General features: G+C 67.2%; 16 protein-coding genes. 9 read left to right on the top strand and 7 right to left on the bottom strand.

What is annotated here, in order from left to right:
• Positions 1-36: 36 nt before the first annotated feature.
• From AC1RSI_RS04945 to AC1RSI_RS04930, 4 genes are all read left to right on the top strand, one after another.
• Positions 37-957 (top strand): DnaJ C-terminal domain-containing protein, encoded by a 921-nt coding sequence (locus tag AC1RSI_RS04945; protein WP_154725855.1) that lies wholly within the window; start codon positions 37-39, stop codon positions 955-957.
• Positions 958-1002: 45 nt separating this feature from the next.
• On the top strand, positions 1003-2160 hold the full coding sequence (locus tag AC1RSI_RS04940; protein WP_154725854.1) for a phosphoserine transaminase: 1158 nt from the start codon (positions 1003-1005) through the stop codon (positions 2158-2160).
• A 134-nt stretch (positions 2161-2294) separates the two neighbouring features.
• The gene (locus AC1RSI_RS04935; RefSeq protein ID WP_035310453.1) at positions 2295-3590 is read left to right on the top strand and encodes an adenylosuccinate synthase; all 1296 of its coding nucleotides are present in this window, start codon (positions 2295-2297) and stop codon (positions 3588-3590) included.
• Between the two features lie 74 nt (positions 3591-3664).
• On the top strand, positions 3665-4468 hold the full coding sequence (locus AC1RSI_RS04930) for a response regulator (RefSeq protein WP_008264315.1): 804 nt from the start codon (positions 3665-3667) through the stop codon (positions 4466-4468).
• 52 nt (positions 4469-4520) lie between these two features.
• Here the strand turns inward: AC1RSI_RS04930 and rpoH are convergent, their stop codons facing one another.
• The 3 genes from rpoH to AC1RSI_RS04915 form a co-directional block, all read right to left on the bottom strand.
• Complete coding sequence (gene rpoH, locus AC1RSI_RS04925; protein ID WP_081836252.1) at positions 4521-5408, bottom strand: RNA polymerase sigma factor RpoH; 888 nt, start codon at positions 5406-5408, stop codon at positions 4521-4523.
• Positions 5409-5650: 242 nt separating this feature from the next.
• Positions 5651-5956, bottom strand: a complete 306-nt coding sequence (locus AC1RSI_RS04920; protein WP_008260449.1) for a GNAT family N-acetyltransferase — start codon at positions 5954-5956, stop codon at positions 5651-5653.
• Between the two features lie 7 nt (positions 5957-5963).
• On the bottom strand, positions 5964-6983 hold the full coding sequence (locus tag AC1RSI_RS04915; RefSeq protein WP_008260881.1) for an RluA family pseudouridine synthase: 1020 nt from the start codon (positions 6981-6983) through the stop codon (positions 5964-5966).
• A gap of 82 nt (positions 6984-7065) precedes the next feature.
• Here AC1RSI_RS04915 and AC1RSI_RS04910 point away from each other — a divergent pair, with 82 nt between their 5' ends.
• Positions 7066-7704: a DUF2799 domain-containing protein gene (locus AC1RSI_RS04910; RefSeq protein WP_008262604.1), complete on the top strand. Its 639-nt coding sequence runs from the start codon at positions 7066-7068 to the stop codon at positions 7702-7704.
• A 4-nt stretch (positions 7705-7708) separates the two neighbouring features.
• Here the strand turns inward: AC1RSI_RS04910 and fba are convergent, their stop codons facing one another.
• The 4 genes from fba to gap all read right to left on the bottom strand — a co-directional run bounded on the left by fba (position 7709) and on the right by gap (position 11583).
• Positions 7709-8794 carry a class II fructose-bisphosphate aldolase gene (gene fba / locus AC1RSI_RS04905; RefSeq protein ID WP_008259251.1) on the bottom strand — a complete coding sequence of 362 codons (1086 nt, stop codon included), beginning with the start codon at positions 8792-8794 and terminating at the stop codon, positions 7709-7711.
• Between the two features lie 144 nt (positions 8795-8938).
• Positions 8939-10135, bottom strand: coding sequence for a phosphoglycerate kinase (locus AC1RSI_RS04900; RefSeq protein WP_008260654.1), 1197 nt, complete (start codon positions 10133-10135; stop codon positions 8939-8941).
• A complete protein-coding gene (locus AC1RSI_RS04895) occupies positions 10132-10554 on the bottom strand; it encodes a hypothetical protein (RefSeq protein WP_154725853.1) in 423 nt (140 codons plus the stop codon). Before AC1RSI_RS04895 ends, AC1RSI_RS04900 begins: the two co-directional genes overlap by 4 nt.
• Positions 10555-10575: 21 nt before the next feature.
• On the bottom strand, positions 10576-11583 hold the full coding sequence (gene gap / locus AC1RSI_RS04890; protein ID WP_008261031.1) for a type I glyceraldehyde-3-phosphate dehydrogenase: 1008 nt from the start codon (positions 11581-11583) through the stop codon (positions 10576-10578).
• Positions 11584-11832: 249 nt separating this feature from the next.
• Between gap and AC1RSI_RS04885 the strand changes: the two genes are divergently transcribed.
• The 4 genes from AC1RSI_RS04885 to ilvG all read left to right on the top strand — a co-directional run bounded on the left by AC1RSI_RS04885 (position 11833) and on the right by ilvG (position 16567).
• Positions 11833-11985, top strand: a complete 153-nt coding sequence (locus tag AC1RSI_RS04885) for a hypothetical protein (RefSeq protein ID WP_154725852.1) — start codon at positions 11833-11835, stop codon at positions 11983-11985.
• Positions 11986-12075: 90 nt separating this feature from the next.
• On the top strand, positions 12076-13815 hold the full coding sequence (gene ilvD / locus AC1RSI_RS04880; protein WP_008263855.1) for a dihydroxy-acid dehydratase: 1740 nt from the start codon (positions 12076-12078) through the stop codon (positions 13813-13815).
• 6 nt (positions 13816-13821) lie between these two features.
• Complete coding sequence (gene ilvC / locus AC1RSI_RS04875; protein ID WP_008260071.1) at positions 13822-14835, top strand: ketol-acid reductoisomerase; 1014 nt, start codon at positions 13822-13824, stop codon at positions 14833-14835.
• A gap of 19 nt (positions 14836-14854) precedes the next feature.
• Positions 14855-16567 (top strand): acetolactate synthase 2 catalytic subunit, encoded by a 1713-nt coding sequence (ilvG, locus tag AC1RSI_RS04870; RefSeq protein ID WP_035306563.1) that lies wholly within the window; start codon positions 14855-14857, stop codon positions 16565-16567.
• The last annotated feature ends 1 nt before the right edge of the window (position 16568 follow it).

Genomic DNA, 16568 nt, shown 5'->3' with positions numbered 1-16568 from the left:
GGCCTCTTGGTGTTTTCAGTTGGAGCGGCAACGCACGTGGCAGGCGATCCCTACAAGGAACTGGGCGTTTCGAAGGGCGCGAGCGCGGACGAGATCAAGAAGGCGTTCCGCAAGCTGGCCAAGGAGCTGCACCCCGACAAGAACCCCGGCGACAAGATCACCGAGGACAAGTTCAAGCGGGTGACGGCGGCCTTCGACATCCTGGGCGACGCCGAGAAGCGGGCCAAGTTTGACGCCGGCCAGTTGGATAACGACGGCAACGAGCAATATCGCGGCTTCAGCGGCGGGGCGCGGCCGGGCGGGAGCCCGTTCGGAGGCGCGACCGGCGGGTTCGGTGGCGGGCCGGGCGGCCGGGCCAATTTCGAAGGCGTCGATCTGGACGAACTGTTCGGCATGTTCGGGGGCGGCGGACGCCAGAGGGGCGCGCGGGACTTCACCGCGCGCGGCCAGGACGTCAAGGCGACGCTGGACATCAGTCTGGAAGACGCCATCGCCGGAGCGACCAAGCGGATCCAGTTCTCGGACGGCCGGACCCTGGACGTGACCATTCCCAAGGGGGCGGCGGACGGCCAGACCATCCGTTTGCGCGGACAGGGCGCGCCGGGACGCGGGGCCGAGAACGGCGACGCCCTGATTGAACTGAAGATCGAGCCGCATCCGATCTACAAACGCGACGGGGCGGACCTGACCATGGACCTGCCGGTGTCGGTGCCCGATGCGGTGCTGGGCGCCAAGGTGCGTGTGCCGACGCCCGAGGGCGCGGTGCAGATGACGATTCCGGCCGGCTCCAACTCGGGCAAGCTGCTGCGGCTGAAAGGGCGCGGGGCCTTCGCCCAGGGGCGGCGCGGGGATCTGCTGGCGCGGCTGGTCGTGACCCTGCCGGACGAGCCAGACGCGGCCCTGACTAAATTCGCCGAAGACTGGCGCGCCAAGCGGCCGTATACGCCGGGGCGTTGAGCCGCGCTCAAGCCGCGCCAAGCGCGGCAGCACAAGGGAAAAGCCATGATCGCAAAGCCTGATGTGAAGCCGGCGCGGCCGTGGTTTTCGGCCGGGCCGACGGCCAAACGGCCCGGCTATAGTCTGGCGGGCCTGCCGCAGAATCTGCTGGGGCGCGGGATTCGCGCGCCCGAGGTGGTGGAGCGGTTCGCCCATGGCCTGCGGCTGACGCGGGCGGTTCTGGAAGTGCCAGAGAGCCATGTGCTGGTCTATACGCCGGGGTCCGACACCGGGGCGGTCGAGGCGGCCCTGTGGGGGATGCTGGGGGCGCGACCGGTGCAGGTGGTGGCGTTCGAGAATTTCGGCCTGACCTGGCTGGCGGACGTGAGGGATCATCTGGGGCTGGAACCCGAGGCGCTGACGGCGCCCTGGGGCGAGCTGCCCGACCTGAGCCAGGCCGACTGGTCCAAGGACGTGGTGTTTCCGTGGAACGGCACGACCTCGGGCGTGCGCGTGCCGGACGCCGACTGGATCGCCGACGACCGCGAGGGGCTGGCCATCTGCGACGCCACCTCGGCCGCCTTCGCCATGGCCTTGCCGTGGGAGAAGCTGGATGTGGTGACCTTCAGCTTCCAGAAGGCGCTGGGCGGGGAGGCGGGCATCGGCGTGATGGCCCTGTCGCCGCGCGCGGTGGCGCGGCTGGACACGTACCGGCCGGATCGGGCCATTCCCAAGCTGCTGCGGCTGACGGACGGCAAGGGGTTCGACCGGGCCCTGGGGCAGGGGGTGGCGATCAACACCTTCTCGATCCTGACCATCGAGGACTGGATCGACGCCCTGGAGTGGGCGCAAGGGATCGGCGGCTTGAGCGAACTGATCCGGCGGACGGACGCCAACTACGCCGCCCTGGCCGAATGGGTGGCGCGGACCGACTGGATCGATTTCCTACCTGAACGACCCGAGATCCGCTCGACCACCTCGGTCTGTCTGAAATTCACCGACCCGCGTATCGCGGCCCTGGACGCCAAGGCGCAGAAGGCCTTCGTCGTGCGGTTCAAGGCCTTGCTGGAAGGCGAGGCGGCCGTGTTCGACATGGAGCCCCACCGCAATGCGCCGCCGGGACTGAGGCTGTGGTGCGGCTGCACGGTCGAGGTCGCCGACGTGGTCGATGCGACGCCGTGGCTGGAATGGGCGTTCGAGACGGCGGTGGGGGAACTGTCGTAAAATACGACAGTTCGGGACGACATCGGATGATTCCCTCGCTATAGGCTGCGCCCGCATTCAGATCGTCGCGATGACGCGGCGCCAGCTGGTTTTGACGTGTTCTCCGAGGAGAACGCTAAGGCGGAGTACGGACTTTGGCGAACGTAGCGGTGGTCGGCGCCCAGTGGGGCGACGAGGGCAAGGGCAAGATCGTGGACTGGCTGTCCAACCGCGCCGACATGGTCGTGCGGTTCCAGGGCGGTCACAATGCGGGCCATACGCTGGTCGTGGACGGCAAGGTCTACAAGCTGGCCCTGCTGCCCAGCGGCGTGGTGCAGGGCAAGCCGTCGATCATCGGCAATGGCGTGGTCGTGGATCCCTGGCACCTGGTCGGCGAAATCGAGAAGATCGAGGCCCAGGGCGTGGCCATCAGCCCCGATATCCTGACCATCGCCGACAACGCCTGCCTGATCCTGCCGATCCATCCGGCGCTGGACGTGGCGCGCGAGGCGGCGGCCAGTGCGCCGGGGGCCAAGATCGGCACGACCGGGCGCGGCATCGGCCCGGCCTATGAGGACAAGGTCGGTCGACGCGCCATCCGGGTGTGCGACCTGGCCAATGAAGACGACCTGAAGGTCAAGATCGAGCGTCTGCGCTCGCACCATGATCCGCTGCGCGCGGGCCTGGGGCTGGAGCCGATCGACCCGGAGGCGCTGCTGGCGTCGCTGCTGGAGATCGCGCCCAAGATCCTGCCCTATGTGAAGCCGGCCTGGCGGGTGCTGGACCAGGCGCAGAAGGACGGCAAGCGGGTGCTGTTCGAGGGGGCCCAAGGCGCCTTCCTGGACGTCGATCACGGCACCTACCCCTATGTGACCAGTTCCAACACGGTGGCCGGACAGGCGGCGGCGGGGTCGGGCGTCGGGCCGCGCGGCGTCGGCTATGTGCTGGGCATCGTGAAGGCCTATACGACCCGCGTCGGTGAAGGCCCGTTCGCCTGCGAACTGGACGACGAGGTCGGACAGCATCTGGCGACCGTGGGCCGCGAGGTGGGGGTGAATACGGGACGGGCGCGGCGCTGCGGCTGGTTCGACGCCGTGCTGGTGCGCCAGTCGGTGGCGATCAACGGCATCGACGGCATCGCCCTGACCAAGCTGGACGTGCTGGACGGGTTGAAGACGCTGAAGATTTGCGTCGGTTACAAGGTCGACGGCGAAGTTCTGGATTATCTGCCGTCCAGCCTGAAGGCCCAGGCCGCCGCCGAGCCGGTGTTCGAGGAACTGGAAGGCTGGAGCGAAAGCACCGCCGGGGTCCGCAGCTTCAAGGACATCAACGCCAACGCCATCAAATATGTGCGTCGGATCGAGGAGCTGATCGGCGCGCCGGTGGCCCTGCTGTCGACCAGCCCGGAACGGGACGACACAATCCTGATGCGAGATCCCTTCCAGGGCTGAGGGCAAACGACCCCCGATTCAACGGGCCTTAACCAGCAACCGGTAAGCCTGCGGGTGAAACCGGAGCAGAAGCCTTGTTCACCGCCGACGCCAGAACCCTGAGCCGTCTCGAACCCGCTGTGCGGCGGATCGTGATCGTCGAACCGAACGCGGCGTCGGCGCGGTTGCTGTCCGACATCATGAAGGGGCTGGGCGCGCGCGAGGTCTATACCGAGAGCGATGAAGAACGGGCGTTGGAGCTGCTGCGCGACGTCGAGCCGGGCGTCATCTTCACCGAACGTTCGGGCGAGGCCTTGAATGGGGAAACCCTGACGCGGCGCGTGCGTCGGTCGTCGATGAGCTGCCGTATGGCGCCGGTCATCATGGTGACGGGTGAGGCGACCGCCGCCGCCATCAAGGGCGCGCGCGACGCCGGGGTGCATGAGTTTCTGCGCAAACCCTATACGACCGGCGACCTGTTCAAACGGGTCGAGAACGTCGCATTGAAGTCACGGCCCTGGGTCGAGGCGGTCGGCTATGTCGGGCCGGATCGGCGCCGGTTCAACTCGGGCGAATATTCAGGCGCACGCAAGCGCCGGGCCGACGGATCGACAGACGGGCCTGTCGACGTCAAGGATCAGGCGCTGCGCATCCTGGTGGCGGCGATGAGCCAGTTTGATCAGGACCCGGCTCAGGCCATGCGCGCCATTCGCCAACAGGCCCAGACGCTGAAGACCGTGGCGGTCAAGACCGGCGACGCCAAGCTGGCGATCGCAGCGGGCGGGCTGGAAGCCTTCATGGGCGCCGGCGCCGTCACAAAGGGCGGTCTGGCCCAGCCCATCGGGGCGATCATGGCCCTGGTTCAGCCGGCGCCGGCGCAGATGGCGCGAGCATCCTGAGAAACCCTATCGCGCCCCCCGCCGCTTGAGCGGGAGGCGCGACAGCCGTGTGTCAGGCGTCGACCAGGTTCCGTTCCTCGGCGGCGGCGCGCATGGCTTTCTGCAGCTTCTCGAAAGCGCGGACCTCGATCTGACGGACGCGCTCGCGCGAGACGCCGTACTGGCCGGCCAGTTCTTCCAGAGTGACGGGATCGTCCTTGAGGCGGCGTTCCGTCAGAATGTGTTTCTCGCGGTCCGTCAGCTCTTCCATGGCCTCTTGCAGGAGGCTCATGCGGATGCCCTTTTCCTCGTCGTCGGCCAGCTGGGTCTCCTGGGAGACGGCCGTGTCGTCCGCCAGCCAGTCCTGCCATTCGCTTTCGCCGTCGGCGCGCAGCGGCGCATTCAGCGAGGCGTCGCCGCCGAGACGGCGGTTCATATTGGTGACCTCTTCCTCGCTGACGCCCAGTTTGGTGGCGATGGCGGCGAGGTGTTCGGGGTGCAGGTCGCCTTCCTCGAAGGCCGAGATCTGGCTCTTGGCCTTGCGCAGGTTGAAGAACAGCTTCTTCTGGGCGGCGGTGGTGCCCATCTTCACCAGCGACCAGCTGCGCAGGATGTATTCCTGGATCGAGGCGCGGATCCACCACATGGCGTAGGTGGCCAGGCGGAAGCCCTTGTCCGGGTCGAATTTCTTGACGGCCTGCATCAGGCCGACATTGCCCTCGGAAATCACTTCGCCGATCGGCAGGCCGTAGCCGCGATACCCCATGGCGATCTTGGCCACGAGACGAAGGTGCGAGGTCACGAGACGGTGGGCGGCTTCGGGATCCTGGTGTTCCGACCAACGCTTGGCGAGCATGAACTCCTCGTCCTTGGTCAGCATCGGGAATTTGCGGATTTCCGTCAGATAACGCGACAGGCCTTGTTCAGGCGACATCACCGCGAGCGTACTATTGGCAGCCATATGGTCCCTCCGACCGTCAAAACGAGCGGGCGCTTCGACATCGGCCACCCATGTGCGCCGACGTCTCACCCCTCAACCGATGAAGTAGCGATGGGTTGCCGCCGTTTTTAGGGGCGGGCGGTCACACGAAAGCGTGACCGTGGCCCGGGCGCCACTCGTGCCGGCCAGAGGCCTGTATAAACCGAAGTCAGTTTCAATTCAAGACGGACTTGTCGGGTGCAGTCTGGCTCGGCCACACGGCCTCAAATTCCCAGCAAGCCTCGATAGGTTGGATGGACGACGTCCGCGTATTCGGGATGTTTCTGAAGATAGGCGGAGAAGAAGGGGCAGACCGGCAGGATGAGCAGGTCGCGGGCCCTGGCGTCGGCGAGGACGTGTTTCGCCAGGCGGCTGGCGATGCCCTGGCCCTCAAGACGTTCGGGGACCAGGGTCTCCGTGATCATCAGGTTCGGCGGAGACAGGTTGTAGGTGACGACCGCCACCTCGCCATCGACGGGCAGTTCGTAACGGTTGAGCTCGGCGTTGTCGCGGATGTCCGGGTCGAGCATGGGGGCCTCAGAGGTCGGAGAGAAGGGCTTCGAGCCGCACCATGTCGGCGGGAGGCGGGGTCTCGAAGCGGAGGGTTTCGCCGGTGACCGGATGAACGAAGCCCAGGACAGCCGCGTGCAGGGCCTGGCGGGCCAGGCCGGCCTCGGCGACCACAGCCCGGACGGCGGCGGCGGGGCTGCCCGAGCCATAGGTCGCGTCTCCAAGTATGGGGGAACCCTTGGACGACAGGTGGACGCGGATCTGGTGCGTGCGGCCGGTGTGCAGGGTGCAGGCGACGCGGGCGGCGAGGGGCGCGCCGCTCGCTTTGGCCGGTTCGCCGAAGATCGCCTGGACGACATAGTCGGTGATCGCCTCGCGTCCTCCAGCCTTCAGCACGGCTATCTTCTTGCGGTCGCCCGTCGAGCGTCCGATGCGGGTTTCGATCCGGCCTCTGGACGGAGACGGGGCGCCGCGCGTCAGGGCGATATAGGTGCGTTCGATGTCGTGGGTCGCGAACAGGGCGGACAGGCCCTGATGGGCGCGGTCGGTCTTGGCGGCGACCATGACGCCGGAGGTGTCCTTGTCCAGGCGATGGACGATGCCGGGGCGGGCGACGCCGCCGATGCCCGACAGGCTGTCGCCGCAGTGGGCCAGGAGGGCGTTGACCAGGGTGCCTGTCTCGCAGCCCGGCGCCGGGTGGGCGGCCATGCCGGCGGGCTTGTCGATGACGATCAGATCCGCGTCCTCGTAGAGGACGGTCAGGGGGATGGCTTCGGGCTGAGGCGTGGCCGGGGCGACGGGCGGCAGGGCGACGACATAGAGGCCGGGCTGGGCCTTGGCGGAGCCGGCGGTCAGGACCAGGCCGTCGCGACGGACGGCGCCTTCCGCGAGCAGGGCCTGGAGCCGGGCGCGCGACAGGGTCGGGAAGGCCTCGGCCAGGGCCTTGTCCAGGCGAACCCCGGGCGCATCGAGGCGGGCCTCCAGCACCTCGGCGGGGGCGAGGGGCGGTGACAGGTCTTCTTCGTCGATCAGATCAGGGTCGGACACCGGGGCTCCCTAGCACGGCGCGCGGCTTGCGCGAGGCCCCGTCGTCGGTCGATAGTGAAGCTTGGGGGCGTAGGGGAATCCGATGAAGCGTTTTCTGATCACGGGCGGCGGGATCGCCGCAGCGGCGCTGCTGGGCAGTTGCTCGACCATGAGCAAGGACGAATGTCTGGCGGGCGCCTGGGGTGAAAAGGGCTATGCCGACGGGGCGGCAGGCTATCCGATGAGCCGGCTGGACGATCATGCCAAGGCCTGCGAAAAATATCAGGTGGGGCCCAATCCGGCGGCCTATGGATCGGCGCGCCAGGACGGGCTCAGGACCTATTGCACCTTCCAGCGGGGCTGGACCGAGGGGCGGGCGGGCAACACCTATTACGGCGTCTGCCGACCCGAGGAGGAGGCGGAGTTTCTGCCTGCCTACAATGACGGGCGCAGGCTGCACGAGGTCGAGGCGGCGGTTGCAAGCGCCGAAAGCGCGCTGAGCAGCGCCGAGGCTCGCATCGAGGACCGGGAGGACAAGCTTGACGCCAAGCAGCGCGAACTCCGGTCGGACGGCCTGACGGATGACGAGAAACAGCGAATTCGCGACCGGATCGACGAGGTGCGCGGGGAAATCCGCAGTGCGCGTCGCAACGCCCGTGAGGCGCGCGACGCGCTGGACCGCGCAGAGTGGGACCTGCGCCAGGTGCGCGGCGAACTGAGCGGCCGCTACCCGGTGTTCTGATTGATCAGGCGGCCTTGACGGCGGCGCCGCGGAAGGACGGGTCAAGGTCGCCCGAGGCGTAGCGGCGGGCCATCTGGGCGGTGGACAGGGGGCGGATCCGAGAGGCCTGGCCCTCGCAGCCGAACTGCTGGTAGCGCTCCATGCAGAGCTTCTTCATGGCCGCCTTGGCGGGTTTCAGATAGGCGCGGGGATCGAACTCCCGGGGATTCTCCATCAGGGCCTTACGGATGGCGCCGGTGATGGCCATGCGGTTGTCCGTGTCGATATTGACCTTGCGCACGCCGTGCTTGATGCCGCGCTGGATCTCCTCGACCGGCACGCCCCAAGTCTGGGGCATTTCGCCGCCGTACTGGTTGATAATGTCCTGCAGGTCCTGCGGCACCGACGAGCTGCCGTGCATCACCAGGTGGGTGTTGGGCAGGCGGCGGTGGATGTCCTCGATCACATTCATGGCCAGGATGTCGCCGTCCGGCTTCTTGCTGAACTTGTAGGCGCCGTGGCTGGTGCCCATGGCGATGGCCAGGGCGTCGACCTTGGTGGCGGCGACGAAATCGACGGCCTGGTCGGGATCGGTCAGCAGTTGCGAATGGTCCAGCTTGCCCTCGAAGCCGTGGCCGTCCTCGGCCTCGCCCATGCCGGTCTCCAGCGAGCCCAGCACGCCCAGTTCGCCCTCGACCGAGACGCCGCAGGCATGGGCCATTTCGGTGACGCGGCGCGTGACCTCGACATTGTATTCGTAGGAGGCGGGGGTCTTGGCGTCCTCCTCCAGCGATCCGTCCATCATCACCGAGGTGAAGCCGTACTGGATGGCGGTGGCGCAGGTGGCGGGGCCGTTGCCGTGGTCCTGGTGCATGCAGACCGGGATGTCGGGATAGAGTTCGGCCAGGGCGTCGATCAGCTTGGCCAGAACCACGTCGTTGGCGTAGTTCCGGGCGCCGCGCGAGGCCTGGATGATGACGGGGGCGTTGACCTCGTGGGCCGCCTCCATGATCGCCAGACCCTGTTCCATATTGTTGATGTTGTAGGCCGGCAGGCCGTAGTCGTTCTCTGCCGCGTGGTCGAGCAGCTGTCGCAGCGTGATGCGCGCCATGGATAGTCTCCTGAGCCGAATAGTCTTTTTTGATTGGGCAAGAGACTAGCGGCGAGGCGTGACGAAGTCACGCCGCGTTACAGCCGTTTCAGCGCGAATTCAGAAAGCCGCAGTGCAGGCGTGATCCGCCTGCACCGCCGCCGATCAGACGCGCAGGGCTTCGACGCCGGGCAGGGGCTTGCCCTCCATCCATTCCAGGAAGGCGCCGCCGGCGGTGGAGACGAAGGTCATGTCGTCCGATACGCCGGCGTGGTTCAGGGCCGAGACCGTGTCGCCGCCGCCGCCTACGGCGACCAGAACACCGGCCTTGGCCAGCGCGGCCGCATGGCGGGCGACGGTCACGGTGGCGGCGTCGAAGGGCGGCACCTCGAACACGCCCAGGGGGCCGTTCCAGATCAGGGTCTTCGAAGCCGTCAGGGCGTCCAGCAGCCGCGCGACCGTGGCGGGGCCGGCGTCGAGGATCTTGTCGTCGGCCGACAGGGCGGCGCCGGCGATGACGGGGCGGGATGCGGCGCCGGGCTTGACCTCGGTCGCGACCACGAAATCGACCGGCAGCAGCAGTTTGCAGCCCTTCGCCTCGGCCTCGGCCATGATCTCGCGGGCCGTGTCGGCCATGTCGCGTTCAGCCAGCGAGCCGCCGATGTCGATCCCCTGGGCGAACAGGAAGGTGTTGGCCATGCCGCCGCCGATGGCCAGCCGGTCCAGCTTGCCGACCAGGTTCTTCAGCAGGTCCAGCTTGGTCGAGACCTTGGCGCCGCCGACGATGCCCAGAACCGGCTTCTGCGGATTGCCCAGGGCGGCGTCCAGGGCGTCCAACTCGCGGCGCATGGATTCGCCGGCATAGGCGGGCAGGTGGTGCGCGATCCCTTCCGTCGAGGCGTGGGCGCGGTGGGCGGCCGAGAAGGCGTCGTTGACATAGAGGTCGCCCAGATCGGCCAGCTTCTGGGCGAAGACCGGGTCATTGGCCTCTTCCGCCGCGTGGAAGCGGACGTTCTCCAGCAGGACCACGCCGCCGGCGTCCAGGTCTCGGATGGCGTCCACGGCGTCCGGACCGATGCAGTCGTCGGCGAAGCGGACGGGAGCGCCGAGCAGGTTCTCCAAATCATCCACGACAGGCTTCAGGCTCATCGACGGGACGCGCTGGCCCTTGGGGCGGTCGAAGTGGGCCAGCAGGGCGACCTTGGCGCCGGCGTCACGCAGCCGCTGGATCGTCGGCAGGGCGACCCGCAGACGGGTGTCGTCCGTGACCTTGCCGTCCTCCATCGGGACGTTGAAGTCCACGCGGACCAGGGCCGTCTTGCCGGCGAGATCCTTGGCGTCGTCGAGAGTGCGGAAGGTCATATCGGGCTGCCCCCAGAAAAGATGTGTCCGATCCAGAGCAGAGCGCCGTGGATCATCAGTTGAACTTGCAGTGCGACGACCGGAGCGGCGACTGCGATGAAATGTCGGCCGCTTTTCGCATGATCGCGATAGGCCGAAATAGCGAGTCCCGTGAGAAGGACAGGAACGGCGAACCAAGCAAAAGGGGCGACTGGATCAGGCCAGTTTCCAGTCAAAAAAGGGATGGCTGTTCCGAAGAAGAGCAATGCTGCGACGGCGCAGCCTCGAATGACGAACGCTCCATCCGTCAACGGCCCAAGCTCAATCTTGCGCAGTCCTAACCAGACCATAGCGCCCCAAAAGGCGATGGCGAGCAGCGACCAAGGCAGTGAAAGCCATGCGAAAAGTAAAAACCCCGGCAGTCCTAAGAATAGAAGCATGCCGGGGTTCTCGGTGCGATCTTACAGGAACTTCGCCATCACCAGCGCCGTGTCGGCCATGCGGGTCGCGAAGCCCCATTCGTTGTCGTACCAGCTGAGCACGCGGGCCAGCTTGCCGTCGACGACCTGGGTTTGGGGCAGGGCGGCGGTGGACGAAGCGGCGATGTGGTTCAGGTCGCTGGAGACCAGCGGATCGGTGGTCGTGAACAGGACGCCCTTCATCGGGCCGTCGGCGGCGGCCTGAAGCGCGGCGTTGATCTCGTCGGCCGAGGTGTCGCGACCGGAGACGACCTTCAGATCGACGACCGAGACGTTCGGGGTGGGGACGCGGATCGACGAGCCGTCCAGCTTGCCCTTCAGTTCCGGCAGAACCAGCCCCAGGGCCTTGGCGGCGCCGGTCGAGGTCGGGATCATCGACAGGGCGGCGGCGCGGGCGCGGTACAGGTCCTTGTGCATCGTATCCAGCGTCGGCTGGTCGCCGGTGTAGGAGTGGATGGTGGTCATGTAGCCGCGCTCGATGCCGAACAGGTCGTTCAGCACCTTGGCGACGGGGGCCAGGGCGTTGGTGGTGCAGGAGCCGTTCGAGACGACGATGTCGTCGGCGGTCAGGGTGTCGTGGTTGACCTTGAAGACGATGGTCTTGTCGGCGCCCTCGGCGGGGGCCGAGACCAGGACGCGCTTGGCGCCGGCCTTCAGGTGGGCGCTGGCCTTGTCCTTGGAGGTGAAGATGCCGGTGCATTCGAAGGCGATGTCCACCTTCAGCTCGGCATGCGGCAGGTTGGCCGGATCGCGCTCGGCCGTGACCTTGATCTTGCCCGTGCCGACGTCGATCCAGTCTTCGCCCGAAGTCACCGTGCCGGGGAAGCGACCGTGCACCGAGTCATAGCGGAACAGGTGGGCGTTGGTCTCGACCGGACCCAGATCGTTGATCGCCACCACTTCGATGTCCGTGCGGCCGTGCTCAATGATCGAGCGAAGGACGAGACGGCCGATGCGGCCGAAACCATTGATGGCGACGCGAACGGTCATGGGGAGGCTCCTCTGAACGATTATGTTGTTGGCGTCTCAATGGAACTGTCGCGCCCCGGTTTCAACCCCGCCGCCGCGCCTTAGCCCTAACATGGCGTGAGCAAGCGTTACGGTTTGGGTTGGCGGGACCGTGTCAGGCAAGAAACACCCCTGTCGGGGCGGTTTCGTCCTCGTTGAGCAAAATTTTTGCGACAGGGGTTGTGCGACTCCGGCCGGTATGGTTTCTTGGCGTCAGAACAGGGAGCCCCCGTGGCCACGATGACGCGCGACATGATGAAGGGATGCACCGCTCAGGCGGCAGCGACCGTTCGCGCGCCGATCGGTCTGGAAAGCCCTGTATTCCTCATTCTCCTCGTACTTCTCGGCCTGCTTACGCAAGCGGCGTGGATGCACGCGACCTGACCTAGACACACTCAGGATCGCCTCGCACCACCCCGCTCCCGAAAGGAAGCGGGGTTTTTCGTGCTTGGCGGTTCAAAAAGAACCGGACCGATGACGCAAGATTCTACCTCAGAACCCAACAAGCCCAATGCGCGCAGCGCGGCGGTGACGCATGGTCCGAACCGGGCCGCCGCCCGCTCGTATCTGCGCGCCGCCGGCATGCAGGACGCCGACTTCGACAAGCCGATGATCGGCATCGTCAACACCTGGTCGACGGTCACGCCGTGCAACATGCACCTGGACCGCCTGGCCAAGGATGTGCGCGCCGGCATCGTCGCAGCGGGCGGCTATCCGGTCGATTTCAACACCATCGTCGTCACCGACGGCATCTCGATGGGCACGGCGGGCATGAAGGCCTCGCTGATCAGCCGCGAGGTCGTCGCCGACTCCATCGAACTGGCCATCGAGGGCCATCAACTGGACGGCGTGGTCTGCATCGTCGGCTGCGACAAGACCATTCCCGCGGCGGCCATGGCCCTGGCCCGGATGGATATCCCCGGCCTGGTCTATTACGGCGGCACCATCATGCCCGGCGTGATCGGGTCCAGGGAGGTCTCGGTCCAGGAGGTGTTCGAGGCCATCGGCGCCCATTCGGCCGGGACGCTGGACGACGCGGGGCTGAAGGCGGTCGAGAGCGCAGTCTGCCCCGGCGCCGGCGCCTGCGGCGGCCAGTTCACGGCCAACACCATGGCCATGGCCCTGTCGGTCATGGGCATCTCGCCCATGGGCGCCAATGACGTGCCGGCGGTCGATCCGGGCAAGGCGGCCCAGGGCGAGCGCTGCGGTCGCCTGATCGTCGAGCGGGTGTTCGCCGGCGACACCGCCCGCAAATACATCACCCGCGCCAGTCTGAAGAACGCCGCCGTAGCCGTTTCCGCCTCGGGCGGTTCGACCAACGCCGTCATGCACCTGACGGCCATCGCGGCGGAGGCCGGGGTCGATTTCGGCGTCGAGGACTGCCACCAGGCCTGTGTCGAGGCGCCGGTCATCTGCGACCTGAAGCCGGGCGGCCGCTTCCTGGCCTCGCACCTGTTCGCCGCCGGCGGCACCCGTCTGGTCACGCAGCGCATGGCCGAGGCCGGCAAGATCGTGAACACCCCGACCGTCAGCGGCCGCAGCCTGTTCGCCGAAGCCGCAGAGGCCGAGGAGACCCCCGGCCAGGTGGTGGTGACGACCTTCGACGCGCCGGTCATGGAGCGCGGCAGCTTCGCCGTCATCTATGGCGACGTCGCCCCGGAAGGCGCGGTCATCAAGTTGACGGGCCACAAGGTCGACAGGTTCGAAGGTCCGGCCTGCGTCTTCGACAGCGAGGAAGACGCCTTCCACGCGGTCCAGGACGGCTCGGTCGGCGAAGGCGACGTCATCATCATCCGCTACGAAGGGCCCAAGGGCGGTCCGGGCATGCGCGAGATGCTGCAGGTCACCGCCGCTCTGAAGGGCCGCAAGATCGACAATGTCGCCCTGCTGACCGACGGCCGCTTCTCGGGCGCCAGCTACGGCTTCGTCGCCGGCCACATCTCACCGGAAGCCGCCGTGGGCGGCCCGATCGCTCTCATTCGCGATGGTGACCGCATCACCATCGACGTCACCAACCGCCGCATCGACGTCAACGTCGATCTGGCGACGCGCCGGGCGGGCTTTACGCCCCACGTGGTCCGCCCGGCGCGAGGTGTCTTCGCCAAATACCGCGCCTCGGTCGCCTCGGCGGCCCAGGGCGCAGTCACCATTCCCAACCCGCCGCCGGCTCAAGTTCCGGCGTCTCACAAATCCGCTGCTGCTCAGGACGCCTGAATTCTCATGGCCATCACCATCTACACCAACGAAGACATCAAGCCGGGCGCCATCGCCGGCCAGCGCATCGCCATAATCGGCTATGGCTCGCAAGGCCGCGCCCATGCGCAGAACCTGAAGGACAGCGGCCATGACGTCGTCGCCGGCGTCCGTCACGGCGGCACGGGCTGGAAACACGCCACCGCCGACGGCGTGCCGACCGCCGAACCGGCCGAGGCCGTCAAGGGCGCCGACATCATCGCCATCCTGACCCCGGACATGGTCCAGGGCGACGTCTATCGCGACATCATCGAGCCGAACGCCAAGGAAGGCTCGGCCCTGCTGTTCGCCCACGGCTTCTCGATCATCTACGAGCGCATCACCCCGCGTCCCGACATGGACGTGATCCTGGTCGCGCCCAAGGGGCCGGGCGATCTGGTCCGTCGCGAGTTCCAGCGCGGTCGCGGCGTGCCTTCGCTGTTCGCCATTGAGAAGGACGTCACCGGCAAGGCCCGCGACCGGGCCATGGGCTACGCCAAGGGCAACGGCGGCGCGACCGGCGGCCTGCTGGAAACCACCTTCCGCGAAGAGACCGAAACCGATCTGTTCGGCGAACAGGCCGTCCTGTGCGGCGGCGCCAAGGAGCTGGTGATGCAGGGCTTCAACACCCTGGTCGAGGCCGGCTACCAGCCCGAGATCGCCTATTTCGAATGCCTGCACGAGCTGAAGCTGATCGTGGACCTGTTCTACGAAGGCGGCATCTCCAAGATGCACCACTTCATCTCGGAAACCGCCAAATACGGCGCCGTCGCCAGCGGCCCGCGCGTCGTCAATGAAGAGACCAAGGCCCGCATGAAGACCATCCTGGACGAGATCCAGGACGGCACCTTTGCGCGCAACTGGATCGCCGAGAACGAGGCCGGCAAGCCGCAGTACGAAGCCTGGCTGAAGGCGGACCGCGAAAGCCAGATCGAACAGGTCGGCGCCCGTCTGCGCGAGCGCATGGCCTGGCTGAACACCCCCAAGTCCGAAGCGGCCTGAGCCGTAAGCGATAGACCGGATGACCCTGATGACCGCCGCCGCCTTCAAATCCTCAGCCGAGGCCGTCCCCCAATCGGGGGCGCGCCTGCTGGTCTCCACCCTGGAGCGGCTGGGCGTGGAGGTGGTGTTCGGTTATCCGGGCGGCGCCATCATGCCGGTCTATGACGCCCTGGCCGGATCGAAGCTGAAACACATCCTGGTCCGCCACGAGCAGGGCGCGGCCTTCGCCGCCGACGCCTATGCGAGGAAGAGCGGCAAGGTCGGGGTGTGCATGGCCACCTCCGGCCCCGGCGCCACCAATCTGATCACCGGCATCGCCAATGCGCTGATGGATTCCGTGCCGATGGTCTGCATCACCGGCAATGTCGCCCAGGGCTTGATGGGGACCGACGCCTTCCAGGAGATCGACATCCTGGGCGTCACCCTGCCGATCGTGAAACATTCGATCCTGGTCCGGTCCGCCGCCGATGTTCCGGCCGCCATCGAAGAAGCCTTCCATATCGCCGCCTCGGGCCGTCCCGGTCCGGTCCTGGTCGATCTGCCCAAGGACGTGCAGTTCGCCACGACCAGCGACGACTATGGCTTCCACATTCCGAACGACACGCCGCGCATCGACCACGACGCCGTGGCCGCCGCCGAGGCTGCGATCCGGGCCGCGAAGAAGCCGTTGGTCTATATCGGCGGCGGCGTGAAGATCGGCCGCGCGACCGAGGCCCTGCGCGCCTTCGTCGCCGCGACCGGCATCCCCCAGGTCTCGACCCTGAACGCCCTGGGCACCATCCCGACCGATGCGCCTGGCATGCTGGGCATGCTGGGCATGCACGGGACGCGCGCCGCCAATCATGCGGTGCAGGACAGCGACCTGCTGATCGTCGTCGGCGCCCGGTTCGACGACCGCGCCACCGGCAAGCTGGCCGAGTTCGCGCCTAACGCCCGGATCGTCCATTTCGACATCGACGCCTCCGAAGTCGGCAAGCTGCGGGCGGCCAATGTCGCGGTCGTCGGCGAGCTGAAGGACGGGATCGAAGCCCTGACGGCGCGCATGGCCGGCGGCCCGGCCCTGGACATCCAGCCCTGGGTCGACGAGTGCGTCGACGCCGCCCGGACCAGCGCCTATCGCTATGACGCGCCGGGCGAGGGGGTCTACGCCCCGGCCCTGCTGAAAGAAGTGTCCGAAGCGGCGGGCGACGCCTTCGTCGCCGCTTGCGACGTGGGCCAGCACCAGATGTGGGCGGCCATGCACTGCCGCTTCTCCAAGCCCGAGGCCCACATCACCTCGGGCGGCCTGGGCGCCATGGGTTTCGGCCTGCCTGCGGGCATCGGCGCCAAGCTGGCCGATCCGTCCGCGACCGTCGTCACCATCGCCGGCGACGGCGGCTTCATGATGAACATCCAGGAGCTGGCGACGCTGAAGCGTTACGGCATCCCGCTGAAGATCGTGCTGATCGACAATTCCTCGCTGGGCCTGGTGCGCCAGTGGCAGGAACTGTTCTTCGCCGAGAACTATTCCGAGATCGACCTGTCCGACAATCCGGACTTCGTGAAGGTGGCCGAGGCCTTTGGCATCGAGGCCTTCCGTATCGATCGCCGCGATCAGGTGTCGGACGGCATCCAGCGCCTGCTGGCCGCCGACGGCCCCTGCCTGGCCCATGTGGTCATTGATCCCCGAGACAATGTCTGGCCGCTGGTTCCGCCGGGCAAGAGCAACGCCGAAATGATGGAGGGCTCCTGAG

The organism is Brevundimonas sp. GW821-FHT10E09 (genome assembly GCF_058809375.1).
Note: the sequence above shows the minus strand (reverse complement) of the source record. Positions and strands in the feature narration are given on the sequence as shown.